This is a genomic window from Lentibacillus kimchii, from assembly GCF_042666895.1.
Classification (GTDB): domain Bacteria; phylum Bacillota; class Bacilli; order Bacillales; family Amphibacillaceae; genus Lentibacillus; species Lentibacillus kimchii.
Genome location: NZ_JBHTGR010000057.1, coordinates 305,078 through 320,872, shown reverse-complemented (window position 1 = coordinate 320,872; position 15,795 = coordinate 305,078). Strand labels below are relative to the sequence as shown.

Here is a 15,795-nt window from a genome sequence, read left to right as displayed (position 1 = left end):
ACTATTGGTCATAAGCTAAAATACAGTTTACAAACCGAAACGTTTGTTCTATCATTGAAATACTGATTGGATAACGTGTATGCTTGATTAAGTAAAAGAGAGGGGACAGGGCTTCATGGCAAACAAACCATTACAATATACAGATGAGTCGATCCATGTTCTGGAAGGGCTTGACGCGATTAGAAAAAGACCTGGTATGTATATCGGCAGCACTGACCAGCGTGGTCTGCATCATTTAGTATTCGAGATTGTTGATAACGCTGTTGATGAAGCACTGGCCGGCTATGGTTCGGTCATTAAAGTGACGATCCACCATGATAATAGTATTGCGGTTGAAGATACAGGCAGAGGCATTCCGACTGGTCTGCACAGCAGCGGCAGACCAACAACCGAAGTTATTTTCACCGTCTTGCATGCCGGCGGTAAATTTGGCCAGGGCGGCTATAATACAAGCGGTGGTCTGCATGGCGTTGGTGCGTCTGTCGTTAACGGGTTGTCTGAGTGGCTTGAGGTAACCATTTTTCGGGATGGCTATAGATATAAGCAGCGTTTTGAACATGGCGGCAAACCTGTCAGTTCTTTGGAAAAATTAGGCCAAACAAATAAAAAGGGAACCATCATTCACTTTAAACCGGATCCTGCGATTTTTACGACGACCACATATAACTATGAAACAATATCGGAACGGCTTAGAGAAGCGGCCTTTTTATTGAAAGGCTTAAAAATAGAACTGACAGACAAGCGGGACAATATGCAGGAAGTTTTTCAATTTCCTGATGGGTTAAAATCGTTTGTAACACACTTGAATGAAGAAAAAGATGCATTACATCCGGTTGTTTCGTTTGAAGGTGAGCAAGAAGGTATTGAGACGGACTTTGCTTTTCAGTTTAACGATGGATTTGCGGAAAATATGCTGTCGTTTGTCAACCACGTACGCACAAAAGATGGCGGCACACATGAATCCGGTGCAAAAACGGCCATTACGCGTGTCTTTAATGATTATGCCAGAAAAAATGCATTTCTGAAGGAAAAAGATAAAAATCTTGAAGGTACAGATATCAGGGAAGGAATGACGGCGCTTGTCTCTGTTCGCATTCCGGAAGAAAAGCTGCAATTTGAGGGCCAGACCAAAGATAAACTGGGTACACCAGATGCCAGGTCGGTCGCTGATGCTGTCGTATCGGAAAATCTCTCCTACTTTTTAGAAGAGAATCCGGAAGCAGCCGGCACCCTTATTCGTAAGGCTATGAAGGCAAAGGAAGCACGTGATGCTGCCAGAAAGGCACGGGAAGAGTCACGGTCAGGAAAAAGGAAAAAACGAAAAGACACACTTTTAAGCGGTAAATTAACGCCGGCTCAATCCAAAAACCCGGCGGATAATGAATTGTATCTTGTGGAGGGTGATTCGGCTGGCGGATCGGCCAAACAAGGACGTGATCGCAAATTTCAGGCCATCCTGCCATTACGCGGCAAAGTGATCAATACGGAGAAGGCGAAACTGCAGGATATTTTGAAAAATGAGGAAATTTCAACAATTATTAATACGATTGGCGCAGGTGTTGGCGGCGATTTCACATTGAGCGAGAGCCAATATGATAAAATTGTTATCATGACGGATGCTGACACGGATGGCGCCCATATTCAAGTGCTCCTCCTAACCTTTTTCTACCGGTACATGCGCCCGCTTGTAGAGGAAGGTAAGGTGTATATTGCCTTGCCGCCGCTTTATAAAATCAGCAAGGGAAAAGGAAATAAGGAGCAGACTGTTTATGCCTGGGACGATACAGAAATGCAAAAGACGATTAATGAATTCAAAAAAGGCTATACCGTGCAGCGCTATAAAGGTCTGGGTGAGATGAATGCTGATCAGCTGTGGGAAACAACGATGAATCCGGAAACACGTACATTAATCAGGGTCACCATTGACGATCTGGCCCGCGCCGAAAGACGTGTCACCACTCTGATGGGTGATAAGGTAGAACCGCGGCGAAAATGGATTGAAGGTCACGTCGAATTCGGAATGGAAGACGATGCCAACATACTGGAAAATGATCAAATTCATTCATAGAAATATAATGCAAAGGAATGGATAAAGTGCACAGGAGGAATTGGTTTGGCAAAAGCAGAAAATTTTTTGGATCTGCCGCTTGAAGAGGTGCTGGGTGACCGGTTTGGGCGCTATAGCAAATATATCATTCAAGAACGGGCGCTTCCGGATGCCCGGGATGGCTTGAAGCCTGTCCAGCGGAGAATTTTGTACGCAATGAACGAAGAAGGCAATACATACGATAAGAATTTCCGTAAGGCTGCTAAAACAGTCGGAACCGTTATTGGTAATTACCATCCGCACGGTGACAGTTCTGTTTATGAAGCAATGGTTCGCTTAAGCCAGGACTGGAAGGAACGCAGCAGTCTGGTAGAGATGCATGGCAATAACGGGAGCCTTGACGGAGATCCTCCTGCAGCCATGCGTTATACTGAAGCAAAACTATCAGAAATTGCTTCAGAAATGCTGCGGGATATTGGTAAAGAAACCGTTGATTTCATTCCTAACTTTGATGATACGATCTCAGAACCGGTCGTTCTGCCGGCAAGATTTCCTAATCTCTTAATAAATGGATCGACGGGTATATCAGCAGGCTATGCAACTGATATACCGCCCCATAATCTGGGTGAAGTAATTGACGCTGTGGTTAAAAGAATCGATAACCCGGCTGTTACCGTGGATGAATTAATGCAGGTTATGCCAGGTCCTGATTTTCCTACCGGGGGTATTATTCAAGGTGCTGATGGCATCCGGAATGCCTATGAAACAGGAAGAGGAAAGGTTGTAATCCGCGGGAGAACAGCGGTGGAGACGATTCGTGGCGGCCGCGAACAGCTAGCGATTGATGAAATTCCTTATGATGTTAATAAAGCAACCATGGTTAAAAAGATGGATGAATTGCGGATTGACCGTAAAGTGGAAGGTATAACTGAAGTACGCGATGAGACGGACCGAACTGGTCTGCGGATAGTTGTGGAGCTAAAGAAAGGTGCCGATAGTGACGGAATCCTAAATTATCTTTATAAAAACACGGATCTCCAAGTAACCTATCATTTCAATATGGTAGCCATTCATGAAAAAACGCCTGAACAGCTGTCGCTGCCGCAAATTCTTGATGCTTATATCGCACATCAAAAAGACGTTGTTACAAGACAAACTGTTTTTGATTTAAATAAGGCAAACGATCGTGCCCATATTGTAGAAGGCCTGATTAAGGCTATTTCGATTCTTGATGATGTGATTGCAACAATACGGGCATCTAAAGACAAGAAGGATGCCAAAAAACATATTATAGCTAATTATGATTTTTCTGAGAAACAAGCGGAAGCAATTGTAACCCTGCAATTATATCGATTGACGAATACAGATATTTCACAGCTTGAGGAAGAAGCAAAAACGTTAGCGAAACAAATTCAGGAGCTCGAAACATTGCTGGCCAGCGACAAAAAACTATTGCAGCATATCAAACGTGATTTGAAACAGATCAAGCGCACATTTACTGATCAGCGCCGAACCGTTATAGAAAATGAGATTGACGACTTAACCTTCGATATTGATGTTACAGTCGCGAAAGAAGATGTTGTTTTCTCGGTTACACGTGATGGTTATGTGAAACAGACGAGCACCCGTTCCTACAATGCTTCAAATGGGGAAGATCCCGGGATGAAAGACGGTGATCATCTTGCGGGGTTACTGGAGCTTAATACAACTGACCACATCCTCCTGTTCACAAACAAGGGGAAATATATTTATATTCCTGTCCATGAGTTGCCAGATATCAGATGGAAGGACCTGGGACAGCATATTTCTAACTTTGTCTCGATCGATCAGGACGAACGGATTGTCCAGGCTATTCCGGTGCGGGCATTTACAGAAAACCAGTATCTTATCTTTTTCACTCAAAACGGTATGGTTAAACGCAGTAAATTGTCTTTATATAAGGCCAGACGTTATTCTAAGGCACTGATTGCCCTTAATTTGAAGAATGATGATGAGGTTGTCAGTGTTCAGCAAACAGATGGCCGGGAACATGTTTTTGTTGCTACTGATACAGGATTTGGCCTTTGGTATGATGAATCAGAAATATCTGTCGTTGGACAGCGGGCTGCAGGTGTCAAAGCTATTAAGCTAAAAGAGAACGAAAGAGTTGTCAGCGGACAAATATTTGCAGAACAGGAAGGACCATCTATTGCAGTGATAACACAACGTGGAGCTGTTAAACGGATGAGACTGCGTGAGTTTGACAAATTCGATCGTGCCAGCCGTGGCCAGCTTATGCTTCGAGAATTAAAAACAAAGGCGCACCGTCTCAAGGGCCTTTATACAGTGACAGGTGGTGAAACGATTTATTTCCGGACAAGCCAGGACGAGATACACCATGTAGATCCGCTTGAGCTGACCGCGAGTTCCCGCTACAGCAATGGCTCCTTTGTTATTAATAGTGACAATCAAGGTGAGGTAACAGAGGTTTGGAAGGAAGCTTCGTATCAGAAACCTTTTGAAGACTGATGCTAAACAAGACAGGTTTACAAAATTCAGACCTGTCTTGTTTGTTTTTAAAACTTCTTCGTATTTTCAAAAAAATATGCTATACTAATCATGACAGTGAAGGGAGGCTGACGACGAACTTAAGACAAAAGATTATGGAAGAGGCTTTAGTCTTGTTTGATAAAAATGGTTTTCATGGGGTAACTGTTAGTGAGATTGTAGCGCAAACCGGCACGTCTAAAGGTGGCTTTTACCATCATTTTTACAGTAAAGATGAACTCCTGTTTGTCATCCATGATACGTTCATCACATATGCATTGGAACAGGCGATGATTGCCAATAAAACATACTTCGTCCCGACTCAGAAACTTCAGACCATCGTTAAGGAATTTGTTAAAACATTTGATCTTTACAAACCTTATATTTCGGTTTTTTATCAGGAAGATATCTATTTGAAATATGAGTATGAATGGCGCATAAGGGAGAAACGTGATTCGTTTAAACAAATCATTATAGAGGTTTTAAAAGAAGGACAGGAAACTGGTGAATTCAGGGATCGTATCCCCGTTGATATGACAGCTATGGCCATTCTGGGGATGGTCAACTGGACGTATAAATGGTATCAGCCATCTGGAGCGATGTCGATTGATGACATTGGTTCTGTTTATGTTGATTTAATATTACACGCTGTTTTGAAACCGGATTCACTGACAGAAAGCACCTACCAGGATCTGCTGCTTGCGAGTGTTAAAAAGGATTTAGATGGCTAATTTTTAGCGCCTGAACAGACCAACCAGTCGGTCTTATCAGAGCGAAAAATAAAGGAGAGAGAGCTGCCTTGAATTTTGAACTGACGAATGAACAGGCGATGATACGGGAAATGGTGCATGATTTTGCTCAAAACACCATAAGACCGCGTGCAATCGAAATTGATCGCGACGCTGTGTTTCCGCGTGACACATTCCGCGAGATGGGAGAACTTGGCTTATTAGGCATTCCATTCCCTGAAAGATACGGAGGGTCAGGCGGTGATACCGTTTCTTATGCGATAGCCGTTGAAGAGGTGGGAAGGGCATGCGGAAGCACTGGTCTCAGCTTTGCAGCAACTGTTTCGCTCGGTGCGAGCCCCCTTTATTATTTCGGAACAGAAGAGCAGAAGAATACGTTCCTGAAACCGATGGCTGAAGGCAAGGCGCTGGGATCCTTTGGCTTGACGGAGCCAAATGCCGGCTCGGATGCCCGTGGCACGACAACGACGGCAGCAGAAGATGGTGATGACTATATCATTAATGGTGAGAAATGTTTTATCACCAATGCAAGTTTCGCTGATACTATTATTGTAACCGCTATCACGGGAAAAACAAATGATAACAAAAATATTATCTCCGCCATTATTGTCCCTTCTGACACGGACGGTCTTAAAATTACGAGCAATTATGACAAAATGGGTGTCCGCGGATCGGATACGGCTGAAATTGTACTGGATAATGTCCGCGTGCCGAAAGCGAATTTATTGGGCGATCCGAAAAAAGGATTCAGTCAGTTTATGTATACATTGGATGGGGGTCGTATCTCGATTGCTGCACTGGGCCTGGGAATTGCGCAAGCGTCACTGGATCAGGGGCTCAATTATGCTACGGAACGCAACCAATTTGGCAAATCTATTTCTAATTTTCAAGCCATTCAATTTAAGTTGGCTGATATGGCTATGGAAGTAGAGCTTGCGCGGAATATGGTCTACAAGGCGGCTTGGCTGAAAGACCAGGATAAGCCGTTTTCTAAAGAAGCTGCCTTTGCGAAATTATATGCCACTGAGACAGCGGTCAGGGCAGCCAATCAGGCCATTCAGATTCATGGTGGTTACGGTTATATGCGCGAATATGAAGTTGAAAGGTATCTTCGAGATGCTAAATTATTGGAAATAGGCGAGGGGACATCAGAAATCCAGCGCATGGTGATTGCCAGACAATTAGGCTGCTGAATGGATGAAACTTCTGCGATCCGGTGCGAATCAGGAAGTGACGTTTATCGATTTAGGGGGGATGAGATGATTAAGAAATGCGTAATTGCCAATCGGGGCGAAATCGCCGCGCGGATTATCCGCACCTGTCATAAGCAGGGCATAACAGCGGTCGCTGTTTACTCAGAAGCTGATCGCGGGGCACCATTTGTTTCTCTGGCTGATGAAAGTTACTTCATCGGGCCATCGCGTGTTCAGGAAAGTTATCTCAATGCAGACAAAATTATGTCAGTTGCTGAAAAGAGTCATGCAGATGCTATTCACCCAGGGTACGGTTTTTTAAGTGAGAATGGTGCTTTTGCTGATAAGTGTGAGGCAGCTGGAATTCGGTTTATTGGGCCTTCAGGAAACGTTATAGAAACAATGGGTGATAAAATTGCTGCCAGAGAAGCGATGGAACAAGCAGGCGTTCCTGTTGTGCCGGGGACAGATGGCGCTGTCCAATCGGCAGAGGAAGCTATACAGGCTGCCAGCGATATTGGTTATCCTGTCATGCTGAAGGCATCAGCCGGCGGCGGTGGCATTGGAATGCAGGCTGTCGACTCTGCTGATGCATTAACAAAGGCGTTTGAGAGTAATTCCAAACGTGCCCGCACATTTTTCGGTAACGGTGCGATGTTTATGGAAAAAAAGCTGGCTAATGCGCGGCATATCGAAATACAGCTGCTGGCAGACAACTATGGAAATGCTGTCCATCTATTTGAACGTGAGTGTTCTATACAGCGCCGGAATCAAAAAGTGATTGAAGAAGCACCATCACCCGTTTTATCTGAACAGACGCGCCAAAAAATGGGGGATGCTGCTGTTAAAGCCGCTAAAACACTTGGATATGCCAGTGCCGGTACAATTGAATTTATGGTAGATGAGCAGGAAAACTTTTATTTTCTGGAGATGAATACACGCATTCAAGTAGAACATCCGGTAACTGAGGAAATAACTGGTCTGGATATTGTCAAGCTGCAGATCCTGATTGCTGAAGGCGAGCAGCTCCCGTTCACTCAAGACTCTATCACAAGGAATGGCCATGCGATTGAGGCGCGTATCTATGCGGAAGATCCGGACACTTTTTTACCTTCACCAGGCTATATATCTGAATTTAAACCTCCAGAAGGCTCGAAAATTCGTAATGAACTAACAGTTACCAAAGATTTTGATGTAACCCCTTTCTATGATCCGTTGATTGGGAAGCTGATTGCTAAGGGATCTGACCGGCAGGAAGCTATCAAACTATTACAAGAAGCGTTGCGTGACTACCGTGTCGATGGCATTAAAACGAATATTCCGCTGCTTATGGAGATTCTTGGCCACGAGCAATTTGCGAAAGGCAACACGACGACAGCATTTGTGGAAAACTATTATTTGACAAACGAAAAATCAAACCAGAGGTGATGACATGACGGAAATAAAAGCATCAATGGCAGGAAGTGTATGGAAAATTGAAATCAGTGAAGGCGCTAAGGTTGAGGCGGATCAGGATATTGTTATTCTGGAATCAATGAAAATGGAAATACCCATCCCATCTGAAGACAGTGGTATAGTCAAAGAGCTGAAGGTTGCTGAAGGTGACTTTGTCAATCAGGGTGATATTATAGCAGTTATTGAGTAAAATCCTTTCATGCGAGGACATGTTTTATCCTGTTTGCCATAGAAAGGAGAATCATTGTGGGGAAATACGTTAACTATGAGATACGGTATGATCATACAGCAGTGTTAACACTTAACCGGCCGGAAGCCATGAATGCGTTATCTGAAGAGTTGCTTTATGAATTAAACACACACATTGATAATATCAAGGCAACCGATTCAATTCGCTGCACGATTATAACAGGCTCCGGTGAAAAAGCATTCTGTGCCGGAGCAGACCTTAAAGAGCGAAAAGGTATGAGTGAACAGCAAACCATTGCGGCTGTTTCCGCGATTGGTGAAGTTGCGCGCAAAATCGAAATGATGGGAATGCCGGTTATAGCAGCTTTGAATGGATCAGCACTTGGCGGCGGTCTTGAACTGGCACTGGCTTGTGACATCAGAATTGCTGCTGACCATGCTAAACTCGGCCTTACCGAAACGTCTCTTGCTATTATACCAGGGGCTGGTGGAACGCAGCGGATGACGCGGTTAATTGGAGCAGGACAGACAAAACGGTTGATTTTTACCGCTGCTCGCATGACTGCTGCTGAGGCATTACAGCTGGGTCTGGTGGAACAAACTGCATCATCCGCTCAACTGCTTGACGAAGCTATGGAAATGGCAGGAGCCGTTGCGGCAAATGGTCCTGTTGCGGTAAAACAGGCTAAAACCGCGATTAATCAAGGCTCGCAGACGGATTTAGGAACAGCCCTTTCGATTGAACATTTATGCTACAAAGAAACCATTACGACTGACGATCGATTGGAAGGACTTCAAGCATTCCGGGACAAACGAAAACCTGTTTATCAGGGTTTCTAAGATGAGGAAGGAGGAGACAAATGGCTTATAGTGATGATTTAAATGAAAGAATCAACACAATCAGACAGGGTGGCAAAGAAAAATATCATCAAAAGAACAGTGAAAAAGGAAAATTATTTGTCCGGAAACGTCTTGAATTATTATGTGACGATGACATGGACATAGAAGATGGTTTTTTCGCCAATAATATGGACGATAATTTGCCAGCAGATGGTGTTGTCACTGGGATTGGCCGCATTAATGGTCAGGATGTCTGTGTTATGGCGAATGACTCAACGGTTAAAGCCGGTTCATGGGGCGCACGGACTGTGGAAAAAATCATCCGTATACAGGAAACAGCTTTAAGTCTCGAAATTCCAATGCTTTATTTAGTGGATTCTGCTGGGGCACGTATTACGGATCAGGTTGACATGTTCCCCGGCCGGCGGGGAGCGGGCCGCATTTTTCATAACCAGATTAAGCTGTCCGGCCGTGTACCGCAAGTATGCTTGCTCTTTGGCCCTTCCGCAGCAGGTGGTGCTTACATACCAGCGTTTTGTGATATTGTTGTTATGGTTCAGGGCAATGCTTCCATGTATTTGGGATCACCGCGAATGGCGGAAAAAGTCATCGGCGAACAGGTGAGTCTTGAAGACATGGGCGGCGCTGATATGCACTGCTCAGTTTCAGGTGTTGGTGATGTTCTCGTTAAATCTGAAAAAGAAGCCATCACCTATACACGTCGTTATCTGACTTATTTTCCAGCCAATTTTCGGCATAAACCGGCTGCTGGTGAGCCAGCGAATGCTAAGTCGTTCGAGACATCCATAACGGATTTGATCCCTGAAAATCAGAATGCTGCTTTCAATATGGCTGATTTAATCAATCAGATAATTGATGAAGATAGTTTTTGTGAAATTAAAAAGAAATTTGCTCCGGAGCTGATAACCGGTTTAGCGAGAATGAATGGAAAATCGGTAGGTATTTTAGCTAATCAGCCGCGAATGAAGGGCGGCGTATTGTTTGCTGACTCAGCGGACAAAGCAGCGAAATTCATCCAGTTGTGTGATGCGTTTAATATACCATTGTTATTTTTAATGGATATTCCAGGCTTTATGATCGGTACACAAGTTGAGCAAGCCGGCATTATCCGTCATGGGGCCAAGATGCTGGCTGCTATGAGCGAAGCTACGGTTCCCAAGATCTCTGTGGTTGTTCGCAAGGCTTATGGAGCCGGTCTGTATGCGATGGCGGGACCTGCCTTTGAACCTGACGCCTGCCTGGCTCTTCCAACAGCACAGATTGCTGTTATGGGACCGGAAGCTGCTGTAAATGCTGTATATGCCAATAAAATAGCCGAATTGCCAGAAGAAGAACGAGCTGAATTTATCAAAGACAAACAAGATGCCTATCAGGATGATATCGATATATATCGTTTGGCTTCCGAAATGGTTGTGGATGCTGTCATTAATCCTGATAATCTAAGAAATGAATTGGTCAAACGATTCCGTGTCTATGAAGCCAAAAACATCACATTCACGGACCGAAAACATAGTGTATACCCAGTCTAACGGGCTGAAAACTCTGGTTAAATTTATAGACCAGAGTTTTTTTATTCCACAGACTTAACAATAATTATATTATGTTAATTAAAAATGATAAGAGTGTAATGAAATGGTCCAAATATGATAAACTAAACAAAGGGATAAGATAAACAATCGATTCTAATTAAGAACGCAGCTAACAAGGAGTGAGCAGCCATGCTAATTAAAAATGTTATGATCACAGATGTCGTTTCAGTTAAAAAAGACTCGGCAATAAAAGAACTTCTAAAGACCTTGGTGACGAATCATATTGGTGGTGTGCCCGTTATTGATCAGGATGGCTATTTAACCGGAATGACCAGTGATGGTGACGTTATACGTTACTTGCAGCCAAAAGGGCGTAACATCTATGATGCTTTTTATATGGTGTTTTTTAATGAAAAAATGACATTCGAAGAGAGTGTTGAAACCCGCATGCAACAAGAAGTGCAGGAAATTATGAAAAAGAATATTTACACTGTTTACCCGGATGATAGTATTGAGCAGGCTTTATCAATATTTGCTGGTCACCACTTCAAAAAGATACCGGTGATTGATCACAGCAATACAGTGGTCGGTGTCGTTAGCCGCGGCGATATTATGCGCATGATCTCTAATCAAATTATTACACATGACAACGACCAATAAGGCCAGCTAACCTGTTCGCAGATACTGTTCTCTGGTATAATTAAGTATGATTGATCGTATTGAAGGGAAACGACTAGTATGATGCAAACTGAAATGAATGGAGCACAGTTAGCCGGTTTATATCAACTGATGCAAAAAAATGGTGATACAAGCAGCGCTGATAAAATTTTGCAGATTTATGAAAAATGGCGGCGCCAGGAATTTATGATCAGTTTTGCTGGTCATTTTTCTGCGGGCAAGTCATCGATGATTAATCATTTGCTGGATCGTTCACTATTGCCCAAAAGTCCAATTCCAACCAGTGCGAACATCGTCAAAATCAGATCAGGCGAAGGTAAGGTCCGCATTTATTTGAATAATGGACAGCTGCTGGAATATGAAGAGCCTTATAATATCGATATGGTTAAAGCGTATGCGACAAACAAGGGTGTGATTAAGGAACTCGAGATTGATACACCAGACACGATGCTGGTGAATGATGCTGTTGTTGTAGACACGCCCGGGATTGATGCCGCTGATGATACGGATCGAATGATCACGGAATCATCGCTGCATCTTGTAGATGCTCTGTTTTATGTCATGGACTATAATCATGTTCAGTCGGATGTTAATTTATATTTCCTGAAAAAAGTGCAAGATTATAAGATACCTGTTTATTTAATCATTAACCAGATTGATAAGCATGATGAACAGGAATTAACATTTCAGACATTTACCGAAAAAATTAAACAAACGTTTGATCAATGGGACATTAATCCAAGAGAAATCTATTATACGTCACTTATGGATTTGCATGCCTCGTACAATCAGCTTACTGATGTTAAGCAGGCATTGCAGACAATGATGGCCTCTGATTGGCATAAAGTCGATTCGGTCAGTCAATCAGTGCATTTAGTCGTTAATGAACACAAGACTTTTTTACAGGAAGCTTATGCGAGCGAGGAAAGTCCCGGTGAAGCGACGGCAGACGAATCACTCGCTAATGCTGAGGCCAGGCTGGAAGAGCTTAATGCTCAAATAAACGATTTAAACCAAAAGCCTGAAAGAATGCGCCAGGATTTTTTCGACACACTGAATAATACGCTTAAAAACGCCTACGTCATGCCGGCTGCATTACGTGACAGAGCACAAGCGTTTTTAGAATCTCAGCAGCGCGACTTTAAACGAGGTCTATTTGCCACGAAGAAAAAGACAGAGGCTGAACGGGAACAACGGACAAATACGTTCCTGACTGAATTACAGCAATCGATTGAGACATCCATTTTATGGAAAGTGCGTGATAAATGGCTGCGATTGCTGCAGGAATATGATCTGCATGACCAGGCGTTGACACAGCAAATACAGAATTTATCACTAACGTATGATGCCGATTCTCTTAAACAATTGATCAAACCCGGTGCTCAAGTAACAGGGGACTATATTCTGCATTACACTGAAGACATTAGTTCTGATGTGAAACAATCATTCAAACAAAAAGCTATACGGTTGTGGGATGACCTGTACGCTAAAATAGCTGACAAGACACAACAGGAACTGTCCGCCTATACGCCAGAGCAAGAACAGTTAGAACAAATTTGTCAGAAGAACAGGCAGGAAGAACAGCGGCAGAATACCTTGCAGGAAAAAGAGGAGGAAGTGGTTAATCTTTTAGAAGATCCTCAATCGGCAGCATACGATCCGGAACTATTGATGCGTGCATCGGCAGAAAAATATAAACGAGCTAGTACGTCTGAACAATTGTCTAACCTGGAATCACCTGAAGCTGCGGCAACTGAGACTGATGACCGTCCAGTCCAGGAGCCTGTCATAACGGGGGATCATATACTGGATGATCTGGATAAGACGATCAGAACCGTTTCCAGCTTGCCTGGTTTTCAATCATTAATCGAGGATCTGCAGCAAAAGCGTGACCGGCTTAAGAACCGCACATATACGATAGCGTTATTTGGTGCGTTCAGCGCAGGCAAATCAACCTTTGCCAATGCGCTGATTGGAGAAAATATTTTGCCATCAGCACCCAATCCGACAACAGCTGCTATCAATCGTATTCAACCGGTAACATCGACCTGCCCCCATGGGACGGTTGTCCTGCATTTAAAAGATGAAGCAGCTCTGGTGAATGATCTGAAAGCCATAACTAGTGCATTGAAACCTCAAGCAAATGATCTGCATTCCTTGTTGACATGGATCCGTGAGCAGGCTGTATATCAGGATGAGCAGCTGGCGAAGACCCAACAAGCTTATCTGAGGGCGATGCTGGATGGCTATCAGGCCAGTCAGCCATACATTGGGGAGTCTTTGACGACACACCTCGAGGAATTTGCGGATTATGTGACAGATGAGAAGAAAGCGTGTTATCTCGAATCTGTTGATCTTTATTATGACTGCTCACTGACCCGGGAAGGCATCACCCTTGTGGATACACCTGGCGCGGATTCGATCAATGCGCGGCACACAAATGTCGCATTCGATTATATTAAACAAGCTGACGCCATTTTGTATGTCACTTATTACAATCATCCGTTCTCCCGGGCAGATAAACATTTTCTGATGCAGCTTGGCCGCGTAAAGGACGCGTTCCATCTGGATAAAATGTTCTTTATTATGAATGCAGCCGATTTAGCAGAAGATGATTCGGAACAAAACATGGTGCAGCAATATATTAAAGAACAACTGACAGGCCTTGGTATTCGGATGCCGCGTATATTTCCGGTGTCGAGCAAACAATCTTTGAAAGATAAAATGAATAACGATGCCTTAAATCAGCAGATGACAGCATTTGAAGCATCCTTTAATCAATTCATTCATAATGAACTCACATCGCTGACTGTTCAGGCAGCGAACCGGGATATACGCCGGGTTAAACAAGCTGTTGATCATTATCTCCATTCAGCGCAAATGGATGCAACAGAAAAAGAACAAGCCCGTGCTGATTTATTACGTAAACAAGAATCTCTCAAGCAAGCGACTGAATCAATGGAAACGGCCATTTATGAGCAAAAAATCAGCCAGAAACTCCAAAAACAGGTGTACTATATTCTGGAACGGCTGTCCATTCGTTTTCATGACTGGTTCAAGGACTCATTTAATCCAACGACCATAACTGAATCAGGCAGTAAAGCGCAGACGCAATTAGCTGATAATTTAATGAATCTGCTTGATGACGTGGGCTATGATTTATTACAGGAATTACGCGCCGTCTCACTTCGAATAGAATCATTGATTCGCGATATGCAGCAAGAACTGTTTGAGCATTATAAATCCCAAAGCAGCTCGATTGATGAAGCATTTATACTGCCTGATGCTGAGCCGCCGGAATTGATGACACCAGAGTTTCAGCAAGCTTTTCTAGAGCTTGAGAGTTCTGATTTCGCTAAAGAACTGAAACAGTTTAATGGAACGAAAGCATTTTTTGTTAAAAACGAGAAAGAAACAATGATGACGGAGCTGTTCAATCGCTTATATCCATATGCTCAAAACTATATTGCTGTTTACGAGGAAAAAATGCGGGATGCTTACCTGCAGCAGTGGTCTCATATATTAGATGAGAGTAAACAGTTTATCTATCAGCAGATTGATAGTTACATCGCTAATCAGCTGCAAATGATCGATGATCCCTCGATAGATATTAAAACGCTGGAACAAAAGCATGATGCACTTACAACTGTCCAGGCCGAAAAGGAGGGGGAGACATGACCCGACAACATGAAAGACTTATGCTGGTTGATGGTATGGCTTTGCTTTTTCGCGGCTTCTATGCTACGGCATTCCGGGGCAGCGTTATGAAAACACCTGGTGGTATCCCGGCCAATGGGGTGTATCAGTTTATGCGTTATTTTCTTGATGCCGTTGATCGATTTTCACCAACGCATATTATTTGCTGCTGGGATATGGGAAGCAAAACATTTCGAACAGCCTTATATGAAGGATACAAAGGAAACCGGCCAGAACCGCCGGAAGACCTGCTGCCTCAATTTGACCTTGTTAAGGAAGTCGTTAACGCGTTTGGTATTCCCAACATCGGGTTGGAAAACTATGAGGCTGATGATTGCATTGGAACACTGGCAAAGCAATACGCGGAAGAACATAATGTGCTGGTCTTAACAGGGGATCAGGATCTGCTGCAGCTTGTTAATGATCGTGTCCAGGTTGCGATCATGCGAAATGGTGTGGGTAACTATGAAATGTTTGATTATCAAACATTTTTTCAGAAAAAAGGCGTCTACCCACAGCAAATTGTTGATTTAAAAGGACTAATGGGTGATACCTCGGACAACTATCCCGGTGTGAAGGGCATCGGTGAAAAAACGGCGCTTAAACTATTACAGGAATATGAAACGGTTGATCAAATGCTGGAAAATCTGGATGAGCTGCCAAAAGGCAGCCGCACAAAGATAGAGCAAAACGCAAGCATGCTGCATTTATCACGGCAGCTTGCCGCAATCAATTGTGATATTCCAGTAGCATGTGCCTCAGATCGTGCTGAGTGGTATTATGACGGGGAATCGGCGCGGCAGAAATTAGCTGATTTGTCATTTGACAGACTTATGTCAAAATAATTGAAACGCTATCATAATTTTTATAGA

The 15,795-nt window shown here is 43.5% G+C and carries 11 protein-coding genes; all 11 read left to right on the top strand.

All coding sequences use genetic code 11. From position 1 onward, the window contains the following. The first annotated feature begins 115 nt into the window (after positions 1-115). On the top strand, positions 116-2,068 hold the full coding sequence (parE, locus tag ACFQU8_RS13985) for a DNA topoisomerase IV subunit B (protein ID WP_382361549.1): 1,953 nt from the start codon (positions 116-118) through the stop codon (positions 2,066-2,068). Between the two features lie 45 nt (positions 2,069-2,113). Next, positions 2,114-4,555 carry a DNA topoisomerase IV subunit A gene (gene parC, locus ACFQU8_RS13980; protein ID WP_382361546.1) on the top strand — a complete coding sequence of 814 codons (2,442 nt, stop codon included), beginning with the start codon at positions 2,114-2,116 and terminating at the stop codon, positions 4,553-4,555. Positions 4,556-4,689: 134 nt separating this feature from the next. Next, entirely contained in the window at positions 4,690-5,304 is a 615-nt protein-coding gene (locus ACFQU8_RS13975) for a TetR/AcrR family transcriptional regulator (protein ID WP_382361543.1), read from the top strand. Between the two features lie 68 nt (positions 5,305-5,372). Continuing rightward, the gene (locus ACFQU8_RS13970; protein WP_382361540.1) at positions 5,373-6,515 is read left to right on the top strand and encodes an acyl-CoA dehydrogenase family protein; all 1,143 of its coding nucleotides are present in this window, start codon (positions 5,373-5,375) and stop codon (positions 6,513-6,515) included. Between the two features lie 66 nt (positions 6,516-6,581). Then, positions 6,582-7,943: an acetyl-CoA carboxylase biotin carboxylase subunit gene (locus ACFQU8_RS13965; RefSeq protein WP_382361537.1), complete on the top strand. Its 1,362-nt coding sequence runs from the start codon at positions 6,582-6,584 to the stop codon at positions 7,941-7,943. A 4-nt stretch (positions 7,944-7,947) separates the two neighbouring features. Next, on the top strand, positions 7,948-8,160 hold the full coding sequence (locus ACFQU8_RS13960; RefSeq protein WP_382361534.1) for an acetyl-CoA carboxylase biotin carboxyl carrier protein subunit: 213 nt from the start codon (positions 7,948-7,950) through the stop codon (positions 8,158-8,160). 56 nt (positions 8,161-8,216) lie between these two features. Further along, entirely contained in the window at positions 8,217-8,999 is a 783-nt protein-coding gene (locus tag ACFQU8_RS13955) for an enoyl-CoA hydratase-related protein (protein ID WP_382361531.1), read from the top strand. 20 nt (positions 9,000-9,019) lie between these two features. Further along, positions 9,020-10,549: an acyl-CoA carboxylase subunit beta gene (locus tag ACFQU8_RS13950; RefSeq protein ID WP_382361527.1), complete on the top strand. Its 1,530-nt coding sequence runs from the start codon at positions 9,020-9,022 to the stop codon at positions 10,547-10,549. Between the two features lie 189 nt (positions 10,550-10,738). Further along, positions 10,739-11,209, top strand: coding sequence for a CBS domain-containing protein (locus ACFQU8_RS13945; protein WP_382361524.1), 471 nt, complete (start codon positions 10,739-10,741; stop codon positions 11,207-11,209). Between the two features lie 78 nt (positions 11,210-11,287). Next, positions 11,288-14,905, top strand: coding sequence for a dynamin family protein (locus ACFQU8_RS13940; protein WP_382361521.1), 3,618 nt, complete (start codon positions 11,288-11,290; stop codon positions 14,903-14,905). Further along, the gene (locus ACFQU8_RS13935) at positions 14,902-15,768 is read left to right on the top strand and encodes a 5'-3' exonuclease (RefSeq protein ID WP_382361518.1); all 867 of its coding nucleotides are present in this window, start codon (positions 14,902-14,904) and stop codon (positions 15,766-15,768) included. Before ACFQU8_RS13940 ends, ACFQU8_RS13935 begins: the two co-directional genes overlap by 4 nt. Positions 15,769-15,795: the final 27 nt, after the last annotated feature.

Coding starts and splice junctions, on each gene's coding strand:
- ACFQU8_RS13935 (WP_382361518.1), top strand. CDS start 14,902: ATGACCCGACAACATGAAAGACTTATGCTGGTTGATGGTATGGCTTTG.
- ACFQU8_RS13965 (WP_382361537.1), top strand. CDS start 6,582: ATGATTAAGAAATGCGTAATTGCCAATCGGGGCGAAATCGCCGCGCGG.
- parE (WP_382361549.1), top strand. CDS start 116: ATGGCAAACAAACCATTACAATATACAGATGAGTCGATCCATGTTCTG.
- ACFQU8_RS13950 (WP_382361527.1), top strand. CDS start 9,020: ATGGCTTATAGTGATGATTTAAATGAAAGAATCAACACAATCAGACAG.
- ACFQU8_RS13940 (WP_382361521.1), top strand. CDS start 11,288: ATGATGCAAACTGAAATGAATGGAGCACAGTTAGCCGGTTTATATCAA.
- ACFQU8_RS13960 (WP_382361534.1), top strand. CDS start 7,948: ATGACGGAAATAAAAGCATCAATGGCAGGAAGTGTATGGAAAATTGAA.
- ACFQU8_RS13975 (WP_382361543.1), top strand. CDS start 4,690: ATGGAAGAGGCTTTAGTCTTGTTTGATAAAAATGGTTTTCATGGGGTA.
- ACFQU8_RS13945 (WP_382361524.1), top strand. CDS start 10,739: ATGCTAATTAAAAATGTTATGATCACAGATGTCGTTTCAGTTAAAAAA.